Origin of the sequence: Streptomyces sp. NPDC090022 (genome assembly GCF_044748145.1) — a bacterium.
GTDB lineage: Bacteria > Actinomycetota > Actinomycetes > Streptomycetales > Streptomycetaceae > Streptomyces.
Genome location: NZ_JBIVFN010000020.1, coordinates 88,062 through 110,169, shown reverse-complemented (window position 1 = coordinate 110,169; position 22,108 = coordinate 88,062). Strand labels below are relative to the sequence as shown.

The 22,108-nt window shown below is 74.3% G+C and carries 19 protein-coding genes; 12 read left to right on the top strand and 7 right to left on the bottom strand.

The features are described from left to right. Window positions 1–62: 62 nt before the first annotated feature. The 4 genes from ACIPXB_RS28155 to ACIPXB_RS28140 all read right to left on the bottom strand — a co-directional run bounded on the left by ACIPXB_RS28155 (window position 63) and on the right by ACIPXB_RS28140 (window position 3,240). Window positions 63–623: a Clp protease N-terminal domain-containing protein gene (locus tag ACIPXB_RS28155; protein ID WP_401454255.1), complete on the bottom strand. Its 561-nt coding sequence runs from the start codon at window positions 621–623 to the stop codon at window positions 63–65. Further along, complete coding sequence (locus ACIPXB_RS28150) at window positions 623–832, bottom strand: helix-turn-helix domain-containing protein (RefSeq protein WP_401454253.1); 210 nt, start codon at window positions 830–832, stop codon at window positions 623–625. The genes ACIPXB_RS28155 and ACIPXB_RS28150 overlap by 1 nt, the downstream gene beginning before the upstream one ends. A gap of 59 nt (window positions 833–891) precedes the next feature. After that, window positions 892–1,854 (bottom strand): zinc-binding dehydrogenase, encoded by a 963-nt coding sequence (locus tag ACIPXB_RS28145; protein WP_401454252.1) that lies wholly within the window; start codon window positions 1,852–1,854, stop codon window positions 892–894. Between the two features lie 183 nt (window positions 1,855–2,037). Further along, window positions 2,038–3,240 (bottom strand): NADP-dependent malic enzyme, encoded by a 1,203-nt coding sequence (locus tag ACIPXB_RS28140; protein WP_401454250.1) that lies wholly within the window; start codon window positions 3,238–3,240, stop codon window positions 2,038–2,040. A gap of 537 nt (window positions 3,241–3,777) precedes the next feature. On the opposite strand from ACIPXB_RS28140, the gene ACIPXB_RS28135 reads away from it, so the two are divergent. From ACIPXB_RS28135 to ACIPXB_RS28125, 3 genes are read left to right on the top strand one after another with little or no spacing between them, the layout of a single operon-like run. Further along, complete coding sequence (locus ACIPXB_RS28135; protein WP_401454249.1) at window positions 3,778–4,737, top strand: ABC transporter substrate-binding protein; 960 nt, start codon at window positions 3,778–3,780, stop codon at window positions 4,735–4,737. Between the two features lie 37 nt (window positions 4,738–4,774). After that, the gene (locus ACIPXB_RS28130) at window positions 4,775–5,716 is read left to right on the top strand and encodes an amino acid ABC transporter permease (protein WP_401454248.1); all 942 of its coding nucleotides are present in this window, start codon (window positions 4,775–4,777) and stop codon (window positions 5,714–5,716) included. Further along, window positions 5,716–6,477 (top strand): amino acid ABC transporter ATP-binding protein, encoded by a 762-nt coding sequence (locus ACIPXB_RS28125; RefSeq protein WP_401454247.1) that lies wholly within the window; start codon window positions 5,716–5,718, stop codon window positions 6,475–6,477. Before ACIPXB_RS28130 ends, ACIPXB_RS28125 begins: the two co-directional genes overlap by 1 nt. A 96-nt stretch (window positions 6,478–6,573) precedes the next feature. On the opposite strand, the gene ACIPXB_RS28120 is transcribed toward ACIPXB_RS28125, so the two are convergent. Then, a complete protein-coding gene (locus tag ACIPXB_RS28120; protein WP_401454246.1) occupies window positions 6,574–7,359 on the bottom strand; it encodes a methyltransferase domain-containing protein in 786 nt (261 codons plus the stop codon). A gap of 94 nt (window positions 7,360–7,453) precedes the next feature. Between ACIPXB_RS28120 and ACIPXB_RS28115 the strand changes: the two genes are divergently transcribed. Further along, complete coding sequence (locus tag ACIPXB_RS28115) at window positions 7,454–8,083, top strand: CGNR zinc finger domain-containing protein (protein ID WP_401454244.1); 630 nt, start codon at window positions 7,454–7,456, stop codon at window positions 8,081–8,083. On the opposite strand, the gene sodX is transcribed toward ACIPXB_RS28115, so the two are convergent. Then, window positions 7,987–8,394 (bottom strand): nickel-type superoxide dismutase maturation protease, encoded by a 408-nt coding sequence (gene sodX / locus ACIPXB_RS28110; protein WP_401454243.1) that lies wholly within the window; start codon window positions 8,392–8,394, stop codon window positions 7,987–7,989. The genes ACIPXB_RS28115 and sodX overlap by 97 nt on opposite strands. Window positions 8,395–8,555: 161 nt before the next feature. Here sodX and sodN point away from each other — a divergent pair, with 161 nt between their 5' ends. Further along, window positions 8,556–8,951 (top strand): superoxide dismutase, Ni, encoded by a 396-nt coding sequence (gene sodN, locus ACIPXB_RS28105; protein WP_008741558.1) that lies wholly within the window; start codon window positions 8,556–8,558, stop codon window positions 8,949–8,951. A gap of 84 nt (window positions 8,952–9,035) precedes the next feature. Here sodN and ACIPXB_RS28100 read toward each other — a convergent pair whose 3' ends face one another. Continuing rightward, a complete protein-coding gene (locus ACIPXB_RS28100; RefSeq protein WP_266382947.1) occupies window positions 9,036–9,221 on the bottom strand; it encodes a DUF6104 family protein in 186 nt (61 codons plus the stop codon). 136 nt (window positions 9,222–9,357) lie between these two features. Between ACIPXB_RS28100 and ACIPXB_RS28095 the strand changes: the two genes are divergently transcribed. The 7 genes from ACIPXB_RS28095 to fxsT all read left to right on the top strand — a co-directional run bounded on the left by ACIPXB_RS28095 (window position 9,358) and on the right by fxsT (window position 22,033). Beyond that, complete coding sequence (locus tag ACIPXB_RS28095; RefSeq protein ID WP_401454240.1) at window positions 9,358–11,439, top strand: trypsin-like peptidase domain-containing protein; 2,082 nt, start codon at window positions 9,358–9,360, stop codon at window positions 11,437–11,439. 97 nt (window positions 11,440–11,536) lie between these two features. Then, window positions 11,537–12,547 carry an AAA family ATPase gene (locus ACIPXB_RS28090; protein ID WP_401454239.1) on the top strand — a complete coding sequence of 337 codons (1,011 nt, stop codon included), beginning with the start codon at window positions 11,537–11,539 and terminating at the stop codon, window positions 12,545–12,547. 6 nt (window positions 12,548–12,553) lie between these two features. Further along, window positions 12,554–15,880: an SAV_2336 N-terminal domain-related protein gene (locus ACIPXB_RS28085; RefSeq protein WP_401454237.1), complete on the top strand. Its 3,327-nt coding sequence runs from the start codon at window positions 12,554–12,556 to the stop codon at window positions 15,878–15,880. 104 nt (window positions 15,881–15,984) lie between these two features. After that, entirely contained in the window at window positions 15,985–16,179 is a 195-nt protein-coding gene (gene fxsA / locus ACIPXB_RS28080) for an FxSxx-COOH cyclophane-containing RiPP peptide (protein WP_401454235.1), read from the top strand. 261 nt (window positions 16,180–16,440) lie between these two features. Further along, complete coding sequence (locus tag ACIPXB_RS28075) at window positions 16,441–17,724, top strand: FxsB family cyclophane-forming radical SAM/SPASM peptide maturase (RefSeq protein WP_401454234.1); 1,284 nt, start codon at window positions 16,441–16,443, stop codon at window positions 17,722–17,724. After that, the gene (locus tag ACIPXB_RS28070) at window positions 17,721–18,962 is read left to right on the top strand and encodes an aKG-HExxH-type peptide beta-hydroxylase (protein WP_401454233.1); all 1,242 of its coding nucleotides are present in this window, start codon (window positions 17,721–17,723) and stop codon (window positions 18,960–18,962) included. Before ACIPXB_RS28075 ends, ACIPXB_RS28070 begins: the two co-directional genes overlap by 4 nt. A gap of 65 nt (window positions 18,963–19,027) precedes the next feature. Then, window positions 19,028–22,033, top strand: coding sequence for an FxSxx-COOH system tetratricopeptide repeat protein (fxsT, locus tag ACIPXB_RS28065; RefSeq protein ID WP_401454231.1), 3,006 nt, complete (start codon window positions 19,028–19,030; stop codon window positions 22,031–22,033). The last annotated feature ends 75 nt before the right edge of the window (window positions 22,034–22,108 follow it).

The window sequence follows — 22,108 nt, the reverse complement described above, 5'->3', positions numbered from 1 at the left end:
GCCCGCCCTGGCGGGGCTCGTGGGCGGCTCCCTCCCCCCGGCCCCGGCCGTCGGCGGGCGCGTCAGGTCAGGGTGGTCTCGGCGTGGGCGTACGTGATGCCCTGGTCCGTCAGGACATCGGCGGGGGCGCCCGGGTGGGCCAGGAGGGCCAGCAGCAGGTGCGGTGCGCCGATGACGTTGTCCTTGCGGCCCAGCGCGATCCGCAGCGAACGCTCCAGGACGTGCTTGGCCCCCGTGCCGAACGGGACGTGCCCGCCGGTCCTCGCGGCCGGCGGGCGGCCCAGCGCCGAGCGCAGCGAGGAGCCCAGCGTGCGCCGGGCCGGGCCGGCCGCCAGCGCGCCCACGCCGTGGGTCTCCTCCACCCGCGCGACGATCTCGCCGACGTCGATGCCCAGACCCGCCAGGGCCTCCTCGTCCGCCCTGGACAGCCCGCCCCGGCGCCGGGCCAGCGCCAGGCCCTCGGTCACGGCGGTCCGGTCCACGCCCAGCGGGTCCAGCACGCCCCGCGCCAGCAGCGCCAGCAGGAGGTGCTCCTCGGTGACGTACGCCGCGTCCAGCCGCCGCGCCTCCTCGACCGCGCCGTGCACCACGTCCCGGGCGCCGGCGGAGAACCGCTCGAACATCACAGCCTCCCGTACTTCTTGTGCACGGCCTGCCGGCTGACGCCCAGCTCCGCCGCGATCTCCTGCCAGGACCACCCCCGCGCGCGGGCGCTGCGCACCTGTACGGCCTCCAGCTGCTCCAGCAGCCTTCGCAGGGCCGCCACGGCGCGCAGGCCCACGCGCGGGTCGCCGTCACCGGCCCGCTCGGCCAGATCCGTTGCTTCCGTCATGCCTGTCAATTTAGGTTGACGAAAGGGGCCCGTCAACCCTGGTTGACGGGGGCGGGCTGTCAGACCGTCAGGACCACCTTCCCGAACAGGTCTCCCGTCGCGAGCTTCTCGAAGCCCTCCCGCGCCCGGTCCAGCGGCAGGGTCTCGTCGATCACCGGCCGGACCCCCGTCGCCGCGCAGAACGCCAGCAGGTCCTCCAGCTCGTCCTTCGAGCCCATCGTCGACCCGACGACCTTCAGCTCCAGGAAGAAGATCCGGGTCAGCTCCGCGTGCGCGGGCCGGTCGCCGCTCGTGGCACCCGAGATCACCAGCGTGCCGCCCGGCCGCAGCGACTTGACCGAGTGCGACCAGGTGGCGGCGCCCACGGTCTCGATCACCGCGTCCACCCGCTGCGGCAGCCGCGCCCCCGGCTCGAACGCCTCGGCCGCGCCCAGCTCCACCGCCCGCTTGCGCTTGGCCTCGTCCCGGGAGGTGGCGAACACCCGCAGGCCGGCCGCCTTGCCCAGCACGATGGCGGCGGTCGCGACACCGCCGCCGGCGCCCTGGACCAGGACGGAGTCGCCCGGCCGTACACCGGCGTTGGTGAAGAGCATCCGGTACGCCGTCAGCCACGCGGTCGGCAGGCAGGCGGCCTCCTCGAAGGACAGCCCGGCCGGCTTGCGCAGCACGTTCCACGCCGGGACGCTCACCTGCTCGGCGAAGGTCCCCTGGTAACGCTCGGTCAGGATGGACCGGGGCTCGTCCGGGCCCACCCCGTGCCCGGTGGCACCGATCACGGAGTGCAGGACGACCTCGTTGCCCTCCTGGTCGATCCCGGCGGCGTCGCAGCCGAGGATCATGGGGAGCTTGTCCTCGGCCAGGCCCACCCCGCGCAGCGACCAGAGGTCGTGGTGGTTCAGGGAGGCGGCCTTGACGTTCACGGTCACCCAGCCGGGGCGGGCCTCGGGGGCCGGGCGCTCGCCCAGCTCAAGGCCGCTCAGCGGCTGGTCACGGTCGATACGGGCGGCATAGGCAGCGAACATGCGGCGACGCTACCGCCCGGTAAGGCAGCGGTTCCAGACCTTCCGGCCCCTCCAGGGGTGAGTTCTTCGTCGCAGTGGAGCCGTCATCGTGCGGGTCCCGTGCGGCGTCCCCGTGCGGCGCCCTCGCCCCGTACGCGAGAAGGCCCGGACGGGTCCGTCCGGGCCTTCTGGCGGCAAGCGGTGTTACGGGCGGCGCGCCACGCCGTCCGCGCGGGCCGCGGCGGCGACCGCCGCGGTGACCGCCTCGGCCACGCGCTCGTCGAAGGGCGACGGGATCACGTAGTCGGCGGCGAGCTCGTCATCCACGACGCCGGCGATGGCGTCGGCGGCGGCGATCTTCATGTTCTCGGTGATCCGCGAGGCGTGGACCTTGAAGGCGCCCGCGAAGATGCCCGGGAACGCGAGCACGTTGTTGATCTGGTTCGGGAAGTCCGAGCGGCCCGTGGCCACGACGGCCGCGTACTTGTGCGCGATGTCGGGGTGGACCTCCGGGTTCGGGTTGGCCATGGCGAAGACGAAGGCGTCCTTCGCCATCGAGGCCACCGCCTCCTCCGGCACCGTGCCGCCGGAGACGCCGATGAACACGTCGGCGCCCGCCAGGGCCTGCTCCAGGGAGCCGGTCAGGCCGGTCCTGTTGGTCAGGCCCGCGATCTCCGCCTTGACGTCCGTCAGGTCGGAGCGGTCCGCGGAGACGACGCCCTTGCGGTCGGTGACGCAGACGTCGCCGATGCCCGCGTCCACCAGGATCTTGGCGATGGCGATGCCCGCCGCGCCGGCGCCCGAGATCACGGCACGCAGGTCCGCGAGCGTACGGCCGGTCAGCTTGGCCGCGTTGCGCAGGGCCGCCAGGGTGACGATGGCGGTGCCGTGCTGGTCGTCGTGGAAGATCGGGATGTCCAGCGCCTCCTGGAGGCGCCGCTCGATCTCGAAGCAGCGCGGGGCGGAGATGTCCTCCAGGTTCACCCCGCCGAAGGACGGAGCGAGACGGATGACCGTCTCGATGATCTCCTCGGTGTCCTTGGTGGCGAGCGCGATCGGGACCGCGTCCACACCGCCGAACTGCTTGAAGAGGATGGCCTTGCCCTCCATCACGGGGAGGGAGGCCTCCGGGCCGATGTCACCGAGTCCGAGCACGGCCGTGCCGTCGGTGACGACGGCGACGACGTTGGACTTCCAGGTGTAGTCGTTGACCAGGTCCGGGTTCTCGGCGATGGCGCTGCACACCTTCGCCACGCCCGGCGTGTACGCCAGGGACAGGTCGTCCTTGTTCCGGACCGGAACGGTGGCCTGCACGGCCATCTTGCCGCCCCGGTGCAGCGCGAACGCCGCGTCCGGGTTGTTGTCCGTCGCGCTGTCGCTGCGAGGATTGACGATCTCCGCTGCCACTTGATGTGACCCCTTAAGTCTTTGATTCATTGAGGGTGGCCACCTCCTGGTTAAGGGGTGGGCGGGCACCGCGTCCGTACTCCGCGTCGGCGGTTGGCCCGCCTCCGCGAAGGGGAGGTTCGTACGCGCGGGCGCGCCGCACACGCGCCCTGAGCCCCGGATGAGGGGTGTAAGGATCTGTTCTACCCGAAGAACGCTCACCCAGACGAGTCGATTCCTGCTCGACCGCCCGCCCCTTGTCCCGGTTTTGGCGAAAAGTCCAAACCTTGCTGTCCAATACGCGAGACGCGCCGCGGGCCGACCGGAGGAATTGGCGCCGAAGCCCCTGGTCACAGCAGTTTCTGCGGTCTCGAACGGGGCCACCCGCAGGCATGTTGGGCATCTCGGACGGCCCGTTATCCGATTTTGACCTGACGGGCACCCTGAATACGGCAATCCGAATGGCAAGATGCGTCAATCACACAAGGTCGTGACACTCGAAGGTGCGTGCTCGACCACTATCGGACGCTTTTCCACCCCTGTCGGAGGAACCAGCTCATGACCGCTAGCACCACCCGTCGTACGACCGCCGCCCGGTCCCGGATCGCCGCGGTCGGCGCCATCGCGGTTGCCGGCGCCCTCGTCCTCACCGGTTGTGGCGACCAGACCGACAAGGGTTCCTCGACCCCCTCGGGTGCCGCGAACAACAGCGCTCCGCTCTTCTCCAAGCTCCCGAAGAAGATCCAGGACGCCGGTGTGATCAAGGTCGGCACGGACGCGACGTACGCGCCGATGGAGTTCACCGAGGGCGGCAAGATCGTCGGCGTGGACCCGGACATCGCGGCGGCCCTGGAGAAGCAGCTCGGCGTCACGTTCAAGTTCGAGTCGGGCACCTTCGACACCCTGATCAGCAGCATGCAGACCGGCCGGAGCGACATGGTCATGTCGTCCCTGACCGACACCAAGGCCCGTCAGGACGGCCTGGACGACAAGGGCGCCAAGACCGGTGCCGGTGTCGACTTCGTCGACTACTACGCCTCCTCCACCGCCATCCTGGTCAAGAAGGGCAACCCGGAGGGCATCAAGACCCTCGACGACCTGTGCGGCAAGAAGGTGGCCGTCCAGCGCGGCACCACCTACGAGACCTCCGCCAAGACCCAGGCCGAGAAGTGCAAGGCGGACGGCAAGGGCGAGCTCACCATCGAGTCCTTCCCGACCGACGCCGAGGCCCAGACCCGCGTCAAGGCCGGCGGCGCCGTCGCCGACCTGAACGACGCCCCGGTCGCCGCGCACATCGCGAAGACGGCGGGCGGCGGCAACGACTTCGAGGCCGTCGTCACCCAGAGCGAGCCCGGCCTGTTCGGCATCGCCGTCGACAAGAAGAGCACCGACCTGCGCGACGCGCTCAAGGCGGCCATGGACGCCATCATCAAGGACGGCACCTACAAGGCCGCTCTGGACAAGTGGGGCGCGGGCTCCGGCGCCGTGACCGAGGCCAAGATCAACGCCGGTTCCTGACCCCCGGGTTCCACCGCAGCACTGAAGGGCAGTCACTGTGACTGACAAGCTCGACAAGGTCCCGGGCCCGGCGGACACCCCGCCGGCCGGGGCCGTCCCCCCCGAGGCCATCCGCGCCATCCCGGTCCGCCACTGGGGCCGCTGGGTCAGCGGCATCGTGGTCGTGGCCCTGGCCGCCGCGCTCGTGTACGCCTTCTCCCAGGGCAACGTCCGCTGGGCGACCGTGCCGGAGAAGCTGTTCGATCCCACCATCGTCACCGGCATGCTGAAGACGGTGTGGATCAGCGTCGCCTCGATGGCCCTGGGTCTCGTGCTCGGCGTGGTCTTCGCCGTCATGAGGCTCTCGAAGAACCCGGTGACCAGCACCATCGCCTGGTTCTACATCTGGTTCTTCCGGGGGACCCCGGTCTACGTCCAGCTCCTCATCTGGTTCAACCTCGCCCTGATCTTCCCGATCCTGAACCTCGGGTTCTACAAGGACGAGATGACCCAGGTCATGACGCCGTTCCTGGCCGCCCTGCTGGGCCTCGGCCTGAACGAGGGCGCGTACATGGCGGAGATCGTCCGCGCGGGCATCCAGTCCGTCGACGAGGGCCAGACCGAGGCCGCGCACGCGCTGGGCATGAAGCAGACGCAGACCATGCGCCGCGTGATCCTGCCGCAGGCGATGCGCGTGATCGTGCCGCCGACCGGCAACGAGTTCATCAACATGCTCAAGACCTCCTCGCTGGTGATCGCCGTCCAGTACGCCGACCTGCTGCGCGCCGCGCAGGACATCGCCTCGACCTCGTTCGCGGTGATGGAGATGTTCTTCGTCGCCTCGATCTGGTACCTCGCGCTGACCAGCGTCTTCTCGGTCGGCCAGTACTACCTGGAGCGCCGCTACGCCCGTGGCGCGCTGCGCACCCTGCCGCCCACCCCGCTGCAGAAGATCAAGGCGAACCTCTCCCGCTTCTCGAACCGCAAGGCGGTGGCCTGATGACTGCCATGGTGAAGGCCGAGGGCGTCCACAAGTCCTACGGTGCGGCGCACATCCTCAAGGGGATCGACCTGGAGGTCGCCCCGCGTGAGGTCTTCTGCCTGGTCGGCCCGTCCGGCTCCGGCAAGTCGACCTTCCTGCGGTGCATCAACCACCTGGAGCAGATCAACGCCGGCCGGCTGTACGTCGACGGGAACCTCGTCGGCTACCGCCAGAAGGGCGACAAGCTCTACGAGCTCAAGGCCAGCGAGGTCGCGGCGCAGCGCAAGGACATCGGCATGGTGTTCCAGCGCTTCAACCTCTTCCCGCACATGACCGCCATCGAGAACGTGATGGAAGCGCCGGTCATGGTCAAGGGCGAGTCCAAGGCGGTGGCCCGCGAGCGGGCCATGCGGCTGCTGGACCGGGTCGGTCTGGGCGACAAGGGCGGGAACTTCCCCTCCCAGCTCTCCGGCGGCCAGCAGCAGCGCGTGGCGATCGCCCGTGCGCTGGCCATGGAGCCGAAGCTGATGCTCTTCGACGAGCCCACCTCGGCGCTGGACCCGGAGCTGGTCGGTGACGTCCTGGACGTCATGCGGGACCTGGCCGAGTCGGGCATGACCATGATCGTGGTGACCCACGAGATGGGCTTCGCCCGCGAGGTCGGCGACAACCTGGTCTTCATGGACGGCGGTGTCGTGGTCGAGTCCGGCCACCCGCGCGACGTCCTGACCAACCCGCAGCACGACCGGACCAAGGCATTCCTGTCCAAGGTGCTGTAGTGCGGTGAACCGCGCGTGACGCGTCCGAAGGGGCGGTACGGAAGATCCCGTACCGCCCCTTCGGCGTACCCGCCCCGCGCCTGCTTCGGACGTCGCCTACTTCAGGGCCAGGACGAGCCCGTCGGACGGCGAGCACCACACCGTGCGGGCCTCGTCGAAGCCGGCCTCGCGCAGGGTACGGGCGTGCCAGTCGGCGGTGGGGGTGTCACCGTCGGCGTGCTCGCCGTAGATCGCGAACCGCTCGGCGGTGGGTCCGGCCAGCACCGGATCGGCGGCCGCCAGCGCCCACCAGTCGCGCCAGTCGACGGCTCCCGCGGCCCGGGCCCGGTCCATTCCGGCGTGCCGGTGGGCGTGCTCGGCGGCGTTGATGCGCGGGGTGGCCGGGTCGGGCATGTGGTCGGCGTTCATGAACACGCCGCCGGTCCGCACGAGCGGCGCGAGCCGCCCGTACAGCGCCGCGAGGTCCGCGGTGGGCAGCCAGTGCAGGGCCGTGGCCGTCAGGACGGCGTCGTAGCTCGCGTGGGGCAGGAGCGCGGGCCAGTGCGGGTCCTTGAGGTCGGCGGTGACGAAGGTGACGCGGGGGTCGCCGGCGAAGTGGCCGCGGGCGATCGTGAGCAGCGCGGGGTCCAGATCGACACCCGTACTCGTGGCATCCGGGAACCGCCGGAGCACGCGGTCCGTAATACTTCCCGTACCGCACGCCAGATCCAGCACCCGGGGGGCCGTACCCACCAGTGCCTCGACCATGTCCAGCATCACCCGGAACCGTTCCTCGCGGTCCGGCATGTACCACTCCTGCTGGCGGTCCCAGCTGTCCTGCCAGGCCTGCCAGTCGGTCGTCGTGCCCGCCGTGCCCGTCGCGTCGTTCGCCGTACCGGTCATCGCGCACCCTCCGTACGTAATACCCTCGAATACGTATCAGCCGTTACCTGATCCGCTACCGACCGACCCTAGACCGCAGCCGTAAGGACTACAAGTGGAACTGGCCCATTACTCGGACTATGCCGTGCGCCTGGTCAACACCGAGGAGCCGGCCCGCAACAAGGACACGCTCACATCCGTGGACGCCGTCCGTGCCCTCTTCGGCGCCAGCGCTCAGATGGCCCGCCGGGTCACCGACGCCGACGTCACCCGCTTCCGCAACGTGCGGGGCCGGCTGCGTTCGGTCTTCGAGGCCGCCGACTCCGGCGACCACGTGCTCGCGGTCGACCGGCTGAACTCCCTGCTCATGGAGTTCCCCGTCAGCCCGCAGATCTCCGGCCACGACTACCTCGACGACGAGGGCCGGCCCAACTGGCACATGCACCTGGCCGACCACCCCTCCAACGCCACGGCAGGGTACGCCGCCATCGCCTCCATGGGCCTGGCCTTCCACCTCACCGAGCTGGGCGCCGACCGGCTGGGCCTGTGCCAGGCACCGCCGTGCCGCAACGCCTTCCTCGACACCTCCACCAACCGCTCGCGCCGCTACTGCTCCGACCGCTGCGCCACCCGGGCGAACGTCGCCGCCTACCGGGCCCGCAAGCGACTGGAGGCCTCGGGATCCGGCCGCAGCACGCGCAGCGCGGACGCCGCCCAGGAGACGCGGGCCCTGACGGACCGCTGACCGGGTCTGCGCGGCCGGTACCGCAGCCGGGCGACGGCCAGGACCAGCTCGTCCGGCACCGTCCCGTAGTCCTCGCTGTCGCCCGTGGCGTTGAAGCCGTTGTCGCCCAGCACCCACCAGCCGCCGGGCCGCCGCTCGGCGGCGCGCTTGACCACGACGAGGTCCTGCTGGAGCGGGTGGCGCAGCAGGACGACGTCACCCGGACGCACGGGCGCGCCGTACCGGACGAACAGCCGGTCGCCCTCGTACAGCGTCGGGACCATCGACGGTCCGTACACCTCCACCACCACGAACGGCACACGCAGCCGCATCCGCCACCTCCTGATTCCGTCACGGGCGTTCCGTACGTTCGCTCACGCCGCCCGACCCGACCCTGGACTTTTGTCCCAAGCCCACGGGGGCGCTCGCGAAATCCGCCTTCTCACGGAGTAATCTCCCCCTTGAGAAGACGATCACGAGGAGGACAGGCTCAATGCTTTCCCGCCTTTTCGCCCCCAAGGCGAAGGTCAGCGCCCACTGCGACCTGCCGTGCGGCGTGTACGACCCTGCCCAGGCCCGCATCGAGGCCGAGTCGGTCAAGGCCGTCCAGGAGAAGTACCAGGCCAACGAGGACGCGGACTTCCGCGCCCGCGCCATCACCATCAAGGAGCAGCGCGCCGAGCTCGCCAAGCACCACGTCTCGGTGCTGTGGAGCGACTACTTCAAGCCCCCGCACTTCGAGAAGTACCCGCAGCTCCACACCCTGGTCAACGACACCCTCAAGGCCCTCTCGGCCGCCAAGGCGTCGAACGACCCGGCGACCGGCCAGAAGGCCCTGGAGCTCATCGCCGAGATCGACCGCATCTTCTGGGAGACCAAGGCGGCCTGACGCCAGGGTCGTCCCGCACCGCACCCGGTCCGCCCGGCGCCCGTACGGCGCCCTGGGCGGGCCGGGTGCGGTGTTTCCCGCTCCCTACTCCTCGTCGTCGTCCTCGTCGTCGAGGCGCGCCAGCCACGTGGCCAGCCGCTCGACCGGGACCTCGAAGTCCGGGTTGAGGTCGACGAAGGTGCGGAGCTGCTCGGCGAGCCACTCGAAAGTGATCTCCTCCTCGCCGCGCCGCTTCTCCAGCTCCTCGATGCCGCGATCGGTGAAGTACAAGACAGGCTCCGTAGGTCATGGGTGATTCCAGGCCAGGATAAGCCGGGCGGCTCCCGGACCTCGCCCGCCGCTGGGCCCGGCGCTAGCCTTGACTGACTCAACACGTGGGGCACAGGGGCCGGTTGGGGGGCGGGGGATGGCGGAAGGGCGCACGGGCGGGGCCGCGCGCGCCTACGAGCTCCTGGAACCCCTCGTCCTGGCCGCCACCGTACGCGTCCACGCGCCCCCGGACGGGTATGCAGACCCTGGGACCGGCCGCACCTGGGGGAGCGGTTTCTTCATCGCCCCCGGCTGGGTCCTGACGTGTGCGCACGTGGTGGGTGAAGGGGGTGCTGGGGTGCGCTTGGCGGGCCGTGAAGTCGGCATCACCTTCTCCTCCGGGGACGACGGCGCCACCGGCACCGTCGCCGGCCGCGTGGAGTGCGTCCTGCCCGAGAGCCTGGACCGGCGCCGTCCCGCAGACCGACCCGGGCGCGGGCTGTGGGAACTGCCCGACCTGGCCCTGATCCGGGTCCTCGCCCCCGTCTCGCACGCCTGCGTGTGGCTCACCGACCGGGCCAGGGCGCCGCGCTTCGAGGAGGTCGCCTACTTCGGCTGCACCGAGGACCTCGGCGTCCCCGAGATCACCGGCCGCACCACCCGGCTGCGCGGGGCCGCCGGGGCCGGGGCCGCCATCCGGCTCGGCGCCGACGACGAGATCGTGCCCGGCATGTCCGGCGGGCCGGTGGTCGACCTCGCCCGCGGCGAGGTCGTCGGCGTGGTCAAGGCACGGCGCCAGGAGGGCGGCGGCGGCCTGGCGGTCTCCGTCGTCCAGCTGCGCACCCTGCCGATGGCCGCCCGTACCCAGATCGGCCTCTACCGGCGCGTCATGCAGGCCCACGACCTGCACCACTACGACCAGCACCTCAGCGACGTCGACAGCCGCCGCACCTGGACCGACATCCACGGCGAACTCCCCGCGGGCGAGCAGTACGGCACCCGCCGCCGGCTCACCCCCGGCGAGCGCACCACCCTGTGCGGGCTGCTGGCCGAGCTGCCCGCGCCCGGCTCCTCCGAGACCGTACGCCGCCTGGTCGAGGCCGCCCGCGGCGAGGAACCCGACACCACCGCCCCCGCCCCGCTGACCTGGCGCGACGGCCTCGGCCTGCTCTACGACCCGCCGGGCGGGGTCAGCGAGGCCGCCGCCATGCTGCGCTACGCCACCGACGTCAGCGTCGCCGACCACCGCGAGCCGCCCGCGCCCGGCGCCGACGAGGAACTGTGGGACTGGGTACGGGCCACCGCCGAGCGGCTCTGGCGGCCGCTGCGCCGGGAGCTGGGCGAGCGCCACGACAAGGGGCTGGCCGCCCGCGACCGGCGACGGCGGGCCGGCGCCGGCCGGGTGGTGCCCGGCCCCGCCCGGGCCCCCGAGGCGCTGCCCAGCGGGCCCTCCGCGCTGCTGGAGATCTGGGCGCACGGCTGGGAGGACGTCTACGACTGGCGGGTCTCGGTCCTCCTCGGCCCCGACCGCCCCGAAGAGTCCACCCCGGTCGACGCCGGGGTCCGGGCCACCCGGGCCGCCCTGCCCGCGACGTTACGGGCCCCGCTCGCCGAGGCGTTCCGCCGCTGCGACTCGCTGGAGGCGGCGGCCCTCCTCGAAGTCGCCGTCGAGCCCGAACTGTTCACCCTCGACGTCGACGCCTGGGCGGCCGGCGGCGAGGTGCCGCTGGGCGTGCAGCGCCCCGTCGTCTTCCGCCACCCGGCCGGAGCGCCGCCGCCCACCGAGGCCGAGGCCCACCGGGCCGCCGACCGCTGGGCCCGGGTGATGGCCGGGCCGCTGCTGGACGAGCGGGCGGACTGCTCGCGCGGGCGGCCGCGCAGCCCGTCGTACGCCTGGCTGGACAGCCTGCCCGACAACACCGTCCCCGTGCACTGCCGGCGGGCCGACCGCGATCCGGCGCTGGGCTCGCTGCACGCCGCCCAGCGCGCCGGGTACGGGGTGGTGCTGTGCCGGCGGCCGCCGCCCGGCGAGCTGTCCTGCGCCGCCTTCCACCGCGGGCTGCGCGAGGAACTCACCGAGGCCGGCCGGGGCGGACTGCTGCCGCTGCGCCTGCAGTCGCTGCGCGGCCGGGTCCACGGCCGCGACCCGGACGCCTACTGGTCGGCCGGGCTGGGGCTGGTCTGGTCCGACCCCGCCCGCCCGCTGCCGTACGACGAGCCGCTCCAGGGGGACCTGTGACCGGCACCCCACCCGTGACGGGGGCGACGCGCCGCCCCGCGGACGCCGGACCCGCCGCAGACCGCGCCGGAAGGCGAACCGGACGAGGGAGACCCCGATGAACGAGGAGTGGCTCATCTACCGGGGCGTCGGCGAGCCCCACGACGGGATCGACGCCCTGCCGCCCGCCCCGCCCTGGCGGGACTTCGACGGCGGACCGCCCGTGGAGCCCGGCCCGGTCGCCGCCGCCCCCGACAGCGCCGCCGCCCGCCGGCTCGGCGCGCACCGGCACGCCGCCGAACTGCACCGGCCGGAGCCGGAGGAGCTGGAGGCCATCAACGCGGCCCTGTACCTGCGGCGGCCGCTGCTGGTCACCGGCTATCCCGGAACGGGCAAGTCCACCCTCGCCCACGCCGTCGCCCACGAGCTCGGGCTCGGCCGCGTCCTGCGCTGGCCGGTGGTCTCCCGCACGGTGCTCCAGGAGGGCCTCTACCGCTACGACGCCATCGCCCGCCTCCAGGACGTACAGATCGCGGCGGGCGGCGGCGCGGCCGGCGGGGCGCCCGGGATCGGGAAGTACATCCGGCTCGGGCCGCTGGGCACGGCCCTGCTGCCCACCGAGCGGCCGCGGGTGCTGCTCATCGACGAGCTCGACAAGAGCGACATAGACCTGCCCAACGACCTGCTGAACGTCCTGGAGGAGGGCGAGTACGCGCTGCCCGAGCTGGAGCGGGTCGCCGACCGCGAGCCCGAGGTGCAGGTGCTCACCGACGACGGCGCCAAGGTCACCGTCCGCGACGGCCGGGTGCGCTGCCGCGCCTTCCCGTTCATCATCCTCACCAGCAACGGCGAACGGGACTTCCCCGCCGCCCTGCTGCGCCGCTGCATCCAGCTCAAACTCGGCCAGCCCGGCGAGAAGCGGCTGGCGACGATGGTCAAGGCGCACCTGGGGGAGGAGGCGGCGCAGCTCGGCGCCGACCTGATCCGGGAGTTCCTGACCCGCTCGCAGACCGAACTGGTCGCCGCCGACCAGTTGCTCAACGCCATCTACCTCACCCACTACGCGGCGCCGCCCACCCGGGAGGACCTGGCCGACCTGCTCATCCAGCGCCTCGACCGTTCGAGGTGAGGGGCCGTGTCCACGCCCGCCCCCGGAGCCGGCCCACCGCCACCGGCGGACCCCGGCCCCGGCATCCGTGAGCTGGCCGCCGCGCTGCGGGCGGCCGGACTCGACCCGTCCGCCGAGGAACTGGCCGACGCCCTGTGGCTGGCCGGCCACGCGCACACCGCCGCCGCCCGCGGCGCCGCCGGCCCGCCACCGGCCCCGCCCGGGACCGGCCCACGGCGGGACGACACCCCCGCACGGGAGCGCGGCCGGCCCTACGGGCGGCGGCCCGCGGCCCCGGAGCCCCCGCCGGCCGCCGAGGACCCGCTGAGCCTGTACGTGCCCGGCCGCCCCGGCACCCACCCCGACCCCGAACCCGACCTGTCCAGCGGCACCGCCGTGCCCGTACGGGTGCCGGCCGCCGCCGCGCTGCCGCGCATCCTGGAGATCCAGCGGGCCCTGCGCGCCCTCCAGCGGCACCGCCCGCCCGCCCCGCCCGCCCGCGTCGTGCTCGACGAGGACGCCACCGCCGAGGCCAGCGCCCGCGCCCTGGGCCTGGCCGTCCCGGTGCTGCGGGCCGAGACCCGCCGCGAGGCCACCATGCGGCTGGTGATGGACGCCTCCCCCTCGATGGCCGTGTGGCAGGACATGTTCGAGGAACTGCGCGGCGTGTGCGAGCGGCTCGGCGCCTTCCGCGACGTCCAGGTGCACCACCTGCACCGGCTGCCCGACGGCACCCCCGCGGTCGGCCGCGGCCCCCGCCCCGAGCAGGGGCTGCGCTCCGGCGACCAGCTGCGCGACCCCACCGGCCGGGTGCTGACCATGGTCGTCAGCGACTGCGCCGGCCCGCTGTGGCGCGAGGGCGCGGCCCAGCGGCTGCTGTACCGGTGGGCCCAGTGCGCGCCCTGCGTGGTCGTCCAGCCGCTGCCGCAGCGGCTGTGGGCCCGCAGCTGGCTGCCCACCGAACGCGGCACCCTGGCCCGGGTCGAGGGCGGCGGCGGACGGCTGCGCTTCGGCCCCGACCGGCCGCCGCGCGCCGGGCGCCCCACCGGCGGCCTCACCGTGCCGGTCCTGCCGCCCAGCGCCACCGCGCTCGGCGCCTGGGCCCGGCTGGTGGCCGGGCTCGGCACCGGACCGGTGCCCGCCGAGGTCGGCCGGGTGCTGGCCGACCATCCCGCGGCGCCGCTGCCGCCGCCGCGGGCCGTACGCCCGCCGCGCGAACTGGTGCGCCGCTTCCGCTCCTCGGCCTCGCCGCGCGCCGTACAGCTGGCGGTCTACCTGTCGGCGACCCCGCTGACCCTGCCCGTCATGCGGCTGGTGCAGCGCACGATGCTGCCCGACTCGGAGCCCTCGGACCTGGCGGAGGTCCTGCTGAGCGGGCTGCTGCGGCGCGCCTCGGAGGACTGGTTCACGTTCGCGCCCGGGGTGCAGGACGTGCTGCTGGGGCCGCTGGGGCGGGACGAGGCCGCGCTCGTCCTCAAGCACTGCTCCGAGTACGTCCTCCAGCACTTCGGGCGCGGGGTCCGCAACTTCCCGGCGCTGGCCGTCTCCCAGCTCACCGGCGCCCCGCTGCCCGCGGCCACCGTCCCCGAGACCGACGAGCAGGACCCGGCGGCCGCCCGGCTGCCGGCCGCCCGGCTCCCGCAGGCGTTCGCGCAGGTCTCGGCCAAAGTCGTACGGCGCTACCTGCCCGGCCCGCCCGGCTCGGCCGACGCCGCCGAGGAGACCGGCGCGGCGCCCCCCGCCCCCTCCCGGGCCTGGGCGGTGCGCACCGCGCGGGCCCGGGTCGCGGCCCACGACCGGGACGGGGACACCCGCCCCCTGCACGAGGCGGTGGCCGTGCTGCGCCGCGCGGCCGGCGCCCCGCCCGGACCGGGCGACGCCCCGGGCGAGGCCGAGTTCGAGCTCGCCGGGACCCTGCTGCGGCTGTGGGCGCTGCAGCGCGACCCGGAACTGCTCGCCGAGGCCGAACGCACCGTCCGGGCGGTGGCCCACCTGCCCGGCATGGTCCGGGCCCGCGCCGTGCTGGGACGGGTGCTCCACGAGCGGGCCCGGGACCCCGCCGCCGAGGACGTCGAGGAGCTGCTGGCCGCCGCCGACCGGGAGTTCGCGGCCGTGGCCGCCGTACCGGACCTGGAGCGCGAGCTGCGCCTGGACTGCGCGGTCCGCAGGGCCCGCACCCTGACCCGGCTGAGCGAGCTGCGCGACGACCCGGCGCCCCTGCGCGAGGCGCTGGCCGCCCTGGAGGCCGCCGACCGGGGCGAACGCGAACGCGGCGGCAAACCGGACGCCGCCCTGCACCTGGCCCTGGGCCGGGTGCTGCTGGCCCTCACCGACCGGGCCACCGGCCCCGAGCAGCGGCTGCCGCTGGCCGAACGGGCCGCCGCCCGGCTGGAGACGGGGCTGGCGGCGCTGCTGCGCGCCCGGCCGGGGACCACCCCGGCGCGCACCCCGGCGGGTACGGATCCGGACCGGGACGGGGACCACAGCGACCGGCTGGAGCGGGCCCGGGCCCGGCTGGACCTGGCGGCCGCCCTGCGCCACCTCCCCGAACGCCTGGACGAGGCCCCCGGCCAGCTGGCCCTCGCCCTGGACGAGGCCGCCGGCGAACCGGAACTGCGGCTGGCCGGCCTGGTCTGCCTGGCCCGCGTGCACCGGGCCCGCCACGCCCGCGACCGGAACCCGGCGGCCCTGGAGGAGGCGGCGGAGGCGTACGCGCGGGCCCGGCGGCTGATCCCGCGCGACGCGGAGGCGTACGGGGAACTGCTGCCCGAGTGGGGCGACGTGCTGCTGGACCGGGCCCGGGCGGCCGACGGCCGGCGCTTCACCTCGGCCGCCGTGCGGGTGCTGCGCGACAGCCGGGCCGCCGTCCCGCAGACCGACCCGCGCGCGGGCCGGCGGCTGCTGCGGCTGGCCGTGGGACTGCGGCTGCGGTACGCGTACGAGGGCGACCTGGTGGACCTGCGGGAGGCGGAGTACCTGCTGGAACTGGCCGTCCGGCACAGCCGCTGCCCGCTGGAGCAGGCCCGCGCCTGGCGCGAGCACGGCGACGTCCAGCAGGAGATCCACGCCGCCACCCGGGCGCCGGACCGGCTGGACCGGGCCGCGGACTCCTACCGGCGGGCGTGGCGGGCCGCGCTGGCCGCCGAGCGCGAGGACCGCCGGGACACCGCGCTGGGCCTCGCGGCGCGGGTCCAGGAGCTGCGCGGCGAGGTCCTCGAACGCCTGGCCAGGCCCCGCGCGGCCCTCGACGCCTACCGGGCCGCCCTCGACCTGTGGGCCCGGCTGCCCGGTCCCGACCCGGTCCGGCGCGACGCGGTCCGGGCCCGTATCGAGGCCCTGGAGGCGGGCCTCTGAGCGGCCGCCACGACAGCCGGCGCCGCCGTTTCCCGTCCGCGGGCGCCGGGAAAGGGGAGGGGACCGTCGCACACGCGATCCAACAGGGGGCAGAGGAACAGATGGTGACGAAGTACCAGAAAGGACCGGGGGCGCGGGCCGCACAGTGCCCGGCCCCGCTGCCCGACCTGTCCGGCCTCGACCTCGCCGCGCTGCGGGGCATCGACCACCCCGTCCTCGCCGAGGTCATCGAGGGCATGGTCGAGCGCGTCACGCATCCCGCCGAGATCCTCAACGCCTTCGACTCCGGGGTCGACTGACGCGCCGCCCCGCCCGCCCGCAGGTCACGGGTTGACCACTTTCCGCCGTTAGCCGCGGCCGTCCGAAGGGCAGGGATGGACCGTCCGCTGCGGGAGGAACAGGCGATGAGGCACACGACCACACGCGATGCCGTGTTGCCCACGCCCACGTCCGCCCCCACGTCCGCCCCTGCGTCCGCCCCTGCGTCCGCCCCTGCGTCCGTGCCCACGCCCAGGTCCGCGCCCGCGTCCGGGTCCGCGTCCACGGCCGACCCGCACCGCGTGCACGCACCCTGGCCGTACGCCCGGCTCGACGTCCCCGCGTTACGGGCCGCCGGCCACCGCCCGTACCCGCTGCGGCAGTTCGTGCTCAAGACGCACAGCCGGTGCAATCTCGCCTGCACCTACTGCTACGTGTACGAGATGGCCGACCAGGGCTGGCGCGCACAGCCGCCCGTCATGGCCGCCGCGACCGTGGCCCGCACCGCCGAGCGGATCGCCGAGCACGCCGCCGCGCACGAGCTGCCGCGCGTCGACCTCGTCCTGCACGGCGGCGAACCGCTGCTCACCCCGCCCGCCACCCTCGCCGCGCCCGTCGAGGCCGTCCGGGCGGCCCTCGCCCGCACCGCCCCGCGCACCCGCGTGACCGCCACCGTGCAGACCAACGCCACCCTGCTCACCCGCTCCCGGCTGGACGCCCTGGCCGCGGCCGGCATCCGCGTCGGCGTCAGCCTCGACGGCGGACTGCCCGCGCACAACGCCCGCCGCGTCGACCGCGCGGGCCGCCCCGGCTTCCCCGCCGCCGCGCGCGGCCTGCGGCTGCTGGCCCGGCACCCGGAGAGCTACGCCGGCGTCCTGAGCGTCGTCGACCTCGCCCAGGACCCCGTGGAGACGTACGAGTCCCTGCTGGCCTTCGCCCCGCCGAGCATCGGCCTGCTGCTCCCGCTGGCCAACTGGAGCACACCGCCGCCGGGGGCCCGCCCCGGCGCCATCCCCTACGCCCACTGGCTGACCGCCGTCTTCGAGCGCTGGTGGCACGACCGGGAGCGCCGTACCCGGATCCGCCTCTTCGAGGAGATCATCGCCCTGCTGCTCGGGCTGCCCGCCGCCACCGAGACCCTGGGCCTGGCCCCCGCCACCACCGCCGTGGTCGAGACCGACGGCAGCATCGAGCAGGCCGACTCCCTGAAGTCCGCCTACGAGGGAGCCGCCCGCACCGGGCTGCACGTGGACGCCCACTCCTTCGACCGGCTGCTGGACCACCCCGGTCTCGCCGCCCGCCAGCTCGGCCGGGCCGCCCTGGCCGACGCCTGCCGGGCCTGCGAGATCGTCGAGATCTGCGGCGGCGGGCACTACCCCCACCGCTACCGGGCCCGCGAGGGCTTCCGGCAGCCCTCCGTCTACTGCGCCGACCTCCAGGCCCTGATCCGGCACATCGCGGCCGCCGTGCACCACGCCGCCGCCGGTCCCGCAGGTCCCCGGGCCGGCGCAGGTCCCCGGACGGGCGGCCGCCCCCGGACGGGCGGCGCAGGACACGGGACCGAGCGCCCGAGGGCCGCCTCGTGACCGCGCACCCCCTGCCCGGCTTCACCGTCGGCGCCCCGCTCCTCGCCGCGCTGGCCTCCACCGAGCCCTCCCCGGAGGGGACGGCGCTGGTGCGGGGCGTGCGGTGGTCCAAACGGCTCGTGCTGCTGCGCGGGGTGCTCGACGCCGCGCCCGGCGGCGAGAGCGCCGAACACTGGGCGCTGCTGGAGGAGGCCGAGCGCCGCGACCCCGCCGCCGTGCGCGACGTCCTGCACTACCCGTCCACCGGGGTGTGGGCCGAGGAGACCCTGCGCCGACTGCACGCCCGCCGCGGCCCCGCACCCGACCTCGGCCACCTCGGCGCCCTCGCGGTGGCCGCGGCCCTGCGCGCCGGACTGGAGTTCAAGGCCACCCTGCGGCCCGCCCAGGGGCGCCTGGCCCTGCCCACCCTCGGCATCCTGCGCCCGGCCCGGCCCGGACCCCAGGTCCTGACCGAGCGCTCCTGGGACCCCGAGGACCCCGCCGTCCTCGCCCTGCACACCCTGCCCGGCGGGCACGCCGCGCTCGACGACCTCGACCCGTACCGGGCGTCCGCCGCCGCCCCCGTACGCCCCGCCCGGCGGCTGACCCCGCGCGGGCACAAACGCTGGGACACCCAGTGGGCCGGCGCCCTCACCCTGCTGGAGCGCTACGACACCGTGCGCGCCGGGGAGGCCGCGGCGCTGCTGCGCAGCATCGTGCCGCTGGCCGGCGGATCCCGCTCCACCGGCGCCACCCTGCCCGCCGCGCCCGGCTCCGTCCTCGCCCGCGGCCAGGCCCCGCCCGCCCTGGCGGCCACCCTCGTCCACGAGGTCCAGCACGGCAAACTCGCCGCCCTCGGCGACCTGCTCGCCCTGCACACCGCCGACCGCACCCCCTGCTACTGGGCGCCCTGGCGCGCCGACCCGCGTCCGCTCGAGGGACTCCTGCACGGTACGTACGCCCACCTGGCCCTCGCCGGGTACTGGCAGCGGGCCGCCCTCTACGGAGCCCGCGGCGCGTGGGCCCAGCACGCCCGCTGCCGGGCCCAGGTCGCCGCCGTCCTGCCCGTGCTGCGCGCCGCACCCCAACTCACCAGGGTGGGGCGGCAGTTCATCGAGGCCATGGCGGACGCGGAGCGGGCCATGGACGAGCCCGCACCGCCCGGCGACCAGTACCTCACCGCCCGCCGCGCCGTCGCCCGGGAGCGCCGCGCCTGGTACGAGGCACACCCCGAACTCGCCGTGTCCGCACCGGGTTGAGCCGCTCCCGGCTGCGGTAAGTTCTCAACCCCGTCCACCGCCCGGATTCCCAGGGAGACGGCCGCATGACCACCAGCCGGCAGGACCGCGACGCATCCCCACCCCCCTCGCCCCAGCGCTTCACCATCAGCTTCGCGGGCTTCAACCGGCCCTGGGCCGTGTGGATCGCCCACCGCCTGGAGGAGCACGGCCACCGGGTCGCCCTGCAACGCTGGGACCCCCAGCGCAGCCCCTCGCTCACCGAGGCCCTCGACGACCTCGCCCGGGCCGGCGGCAAGATCCTCGTCGTCCTCAGCGAGCGCTACTTCTCCGTCGGCACCCACTCCGAGGACGAGTGGAACACCGCCCTGCGGCACATCACCGAAGCCCACCCCGACAAGTTCGCCGCCGTCTGCCTGACCGACTCCCCGCTGCCCACGGCCGTGGCCGTCCTGGAGAAGGCCGACCTGTGGGGCCTGGACGCGTACGAGGCCGAGTACCGGGTGCTGCGCCGGCTGGAGCTGCCCACCGAGCGGATCGGCACCGAGACCGGCCGCCGCGGCCCCCGCTTCCCCAACGACCCGCCCGAGATCTGGGGCCGCGTCCCGCGCCGCAACCCGCGCTTCACCGGCCGCAACGACGTCATCGGCACGCTGCGCGCGGCCCTCACCGACGCCCCGCCCGGCGCCGCCACCGTGACCCTGCTGGGCCTGTCCGGCGTCGGCAAGACCCAGGTCGCCACCGAGTACGCCTACCGCTTCGCCTCCGAGTACGACGTGGTGTGGTGGGTGCCCGCCGAGGACCGGCCGACCCTGCGCGAGCGGCTCGCCGAGCTCGCGGCCGCCCTGCACCTGCCGCGCGGCGCGGGCAGTTACGGCGAGCAGATCCGGGCCGTGCTCGAAGCGCTGCGGCGCGGGACGCCGTACAACCGGTGGCTGCTGGTCTTCGACGGCTGCGACAACCCCGACGACCTCACCGACCTGCTCCCCGCCGGCGCGGGCGACGTGATCATCACCTCGCGCAACCGCGAATGGGCCTCCCGCCACACCAGCCTCGTCGAGGTCCCCCTCTACGCCCGCCCCGAATCCATCACCTTCATCCGCCGCCGCGCGCTGCGGCTGACCTCCGAGGAGGCCGACCAGCTCGCCGAGGCGCTGGAGGACTACCCCCTCGCCCTCGACCAGACCGCCGGCTGGCTGGCCGACTCGCCCCTGACCGTCGGCGACTACCTGGCCCTGCTCCAGCGCCGGCTGGACTCGCGGGAGGCGGTCACCGTCTCCGACGACTACCCGCTGCCCTTCCCCACCGCGCTCGCGATACTCCTCAACAACGTGCGGGAGAACTTCCCCGACGCGCTCGCGCTGCTGCGGCTGTTCGTGTTCTTCGCACCGGGCCCGGTCCCGCTGCGGCTGCTGCGCGAGTTCCCCGCCGACGACGTGCCCGAACAGCTCGCCGGGCTGATCAACGACCAGATCCGGTGGAACGCCGCCCTCAACAAACTGGTGCAGTTCTCCGTGGTCCGCCTGGAGTACTCCGACCTCGCCGTCGAGGAGGGCGGCGGCGGCCTGGAGACCGTCCAGCTGCACCGGATGGTGCACGGCATCGTCCGCGAGAACCTCTCCGAGGAGGAGTCCGCGCCGCTCGCGCGGGCCGTACGGCAGGTGCTCGCCGCCGCCGACCCGGGCCGGTCCTCGGACTCCCGGCAGTGGCCGCGGTTCGCCGAGCTGATCCCGCACCTGGAGCCGTCGGGCGTCCTGACCAGCTCCAACCCGCGGATCCAGACGTTCCTGCTGAACTGCCTGCGCTATCTGATCCTGGCCGGGGAGTACCGCACCTGCCTGCGGCTGGCGGAGGCGACCGACCACGTCTGGCGGGCCATGCTCGGCGACGACCACGACAAGGTGCGCGAGCTCAGCTACCACTACGGCGGGGCGCTGCGCAATCTCGGACTGTTCCGGCCCGCCGAGACCCTCACCCGGGCCGTCGCGGACCGGCTCCAGGCCGAACGGGGCGACCGGGACCTGGAAACCCTGCGCGCCACCAGCGCCTACGGCGGCGTCCTGCTGTGCATCGCCAAGTTCGAACCGGCCAAGGTGCTGTTCGAGCAGGGGCTGACCACCTACCGGGAGCTGCTGGGCGAGGACCACCCCACCACGCTCAACGCCCAGAACAACCTGGCGGCGACCTACCGGCTGCTGGGCCGCTACCAGGACGCGTACGACCTGGACCTGGACACCCTGCGGCGGCGCGAGCGGGTGCTGGCCGCCCACCACATCTCGACGCTGTCCTCCGGCATCGCGTGCGCGATGGGGCTGCGGCTGATGGGCCGCTACCGGGAGGCGCAGACCCGGCAGGAGCAGGGGCTGCGGCTCAACACCCAGGTGCTGGGCCTGAACCATCCGCAGACCCTGCGCGCCGAGCACAACCTGGGCATGTGCCTGCGCCGCTCCGGGGACATCCCCGGGGCCGGGCACCGGCTGCGGACGGTGTGGGAGCGGGCGACGCGGGTGTTCGGCGCGGACTACCCGTGGACGCTGATGGTGGCCTCGGACTTCGCGACGTACCTGCGCGAGTACGGCGACATCGAGGAGGCGCGGCGGATCTCGGAACAGGTGGTCCGCGCCTACCAGTCGCAGCTGGGCCTGGCCCACCCGTACAGCATCGGGACGGTGGGCAACCTGGGGCTGGTGCTGCGGGCGCAGGGCGAGCGGGAGGCGGCGCTGAGCCTGTGCGAGCAGGCGCTGGTGGGGATGCGGGGCGCGCTGGGGGAGCGGCACCCGTGGACGCTGGGGTGCGCGCTGAACGCGGCGGGCTGCCGGAACTTCACGGAGCGGCTGGACGACGCGCTGGACCTGAGCCGGGAGACGCTGCGCACGACCGAGCGGGTGCTGGGGCCGGACCACCCCATGGCGCTGAGCGCGCAGATCTCGCTGGCGGCGGACCTGCGGGCGCGGCAGCACCTGGAGGAGGCGGCGAAGCACGAGGACCAGGCGCTGAAGGCGCTGGCGCGGACGCTGGGCACGCAGCACGTGCACACGATCTCGGCGCGGCAACGGGTGCGGCCGTACTGGGACTTCGAGCCGCAACCGTAGCGTTCCCGGTGGGCGGGGTGGGGTGGGGCGGGGGCTGCCCCGGGCCCGCGCGCCTCGGACGCCGGCGGGGCTGGA

Bases quoted from the DNA above. Each gene is read 5' to 3' on its own strand.
- ACIPXB_RS28125 (WP_401454247.1), top strand. From the start codon at position 5,716: ATGACTGCCATGGTGAAGGCCGAGGGCGTCCACAAGTCCTACGGTGCG.
- fxsT (WP_401454231.1), top strand. From the start codon at position 19,028: ATGACCACCAGCCGGCAGGACCGCGACGCATCCCCACCCCCCTCGCCC.
- ACIPXB_RS28090 (WP_401454239.1), top strand. From the start codon at position 11,537: ATGAACGAGGAGTGGCTCATCTACCGGGGCGTCGGCGAGCCCCACGAC.
- ACIPXB_RS28155 (WP_401454255.1), bottom strand. From the start codon at position 623: ATGTTCGAGCGGTTCTCCGCCGGCGCCCGGGACGTGGTGCACGGCGCG.
- ACIPXB_RS28095 (WP_401454240.1), top strand. From the start codon at position 9,358: ATGGCGGAAGGGCGCACGGGCGGGGCCGCGCGCGCCTACGAGCTCCTG.
- ACIPXB_RS28120 (WP_401454246.1), bottom strand. From the start codon at position 7,359: ATGACCGGTACGGCGAACGACGCGACGGGCACGGCGGGCACGACGACC.
- sodN (WP_008741558.1), top strand. From the start codon at position 8,556: ATGCTTTCCCGCCTTTTCGCCCCCAAGGCGAAGGTCAGCGCCCACTGC.
- ACIPXB_RS28150 (WP_401454253.1), bottom strand. From the start codon at position 832: ATGACGGAAGCAACGGATCTGGCCGAGCGGGCCGGTGACGGCGACCCG.
- ACIPXB_RS28135 (WP_401454249.1), top strand. From the start codon at position 3,778: ATGACCGCTAGCACCACCCGTCGTACGACCGCCGCCCGGTCCCGGATC.
- sodX (WP_401454243.1), bottom strand. From the start codon at position 8,394: ATGCGGCTGCGTGTGCCGTTCGTGGTGGTGGAGGTGTACGGACCGTCG.
- ACIPXB_RS28145 (WP_401454252.1), bottom strand. From the start codon at position 1,854: ATGTTCGCTGCCTATGCCGCCCGTATCGACCGTGACCAGCCGCTGAGC.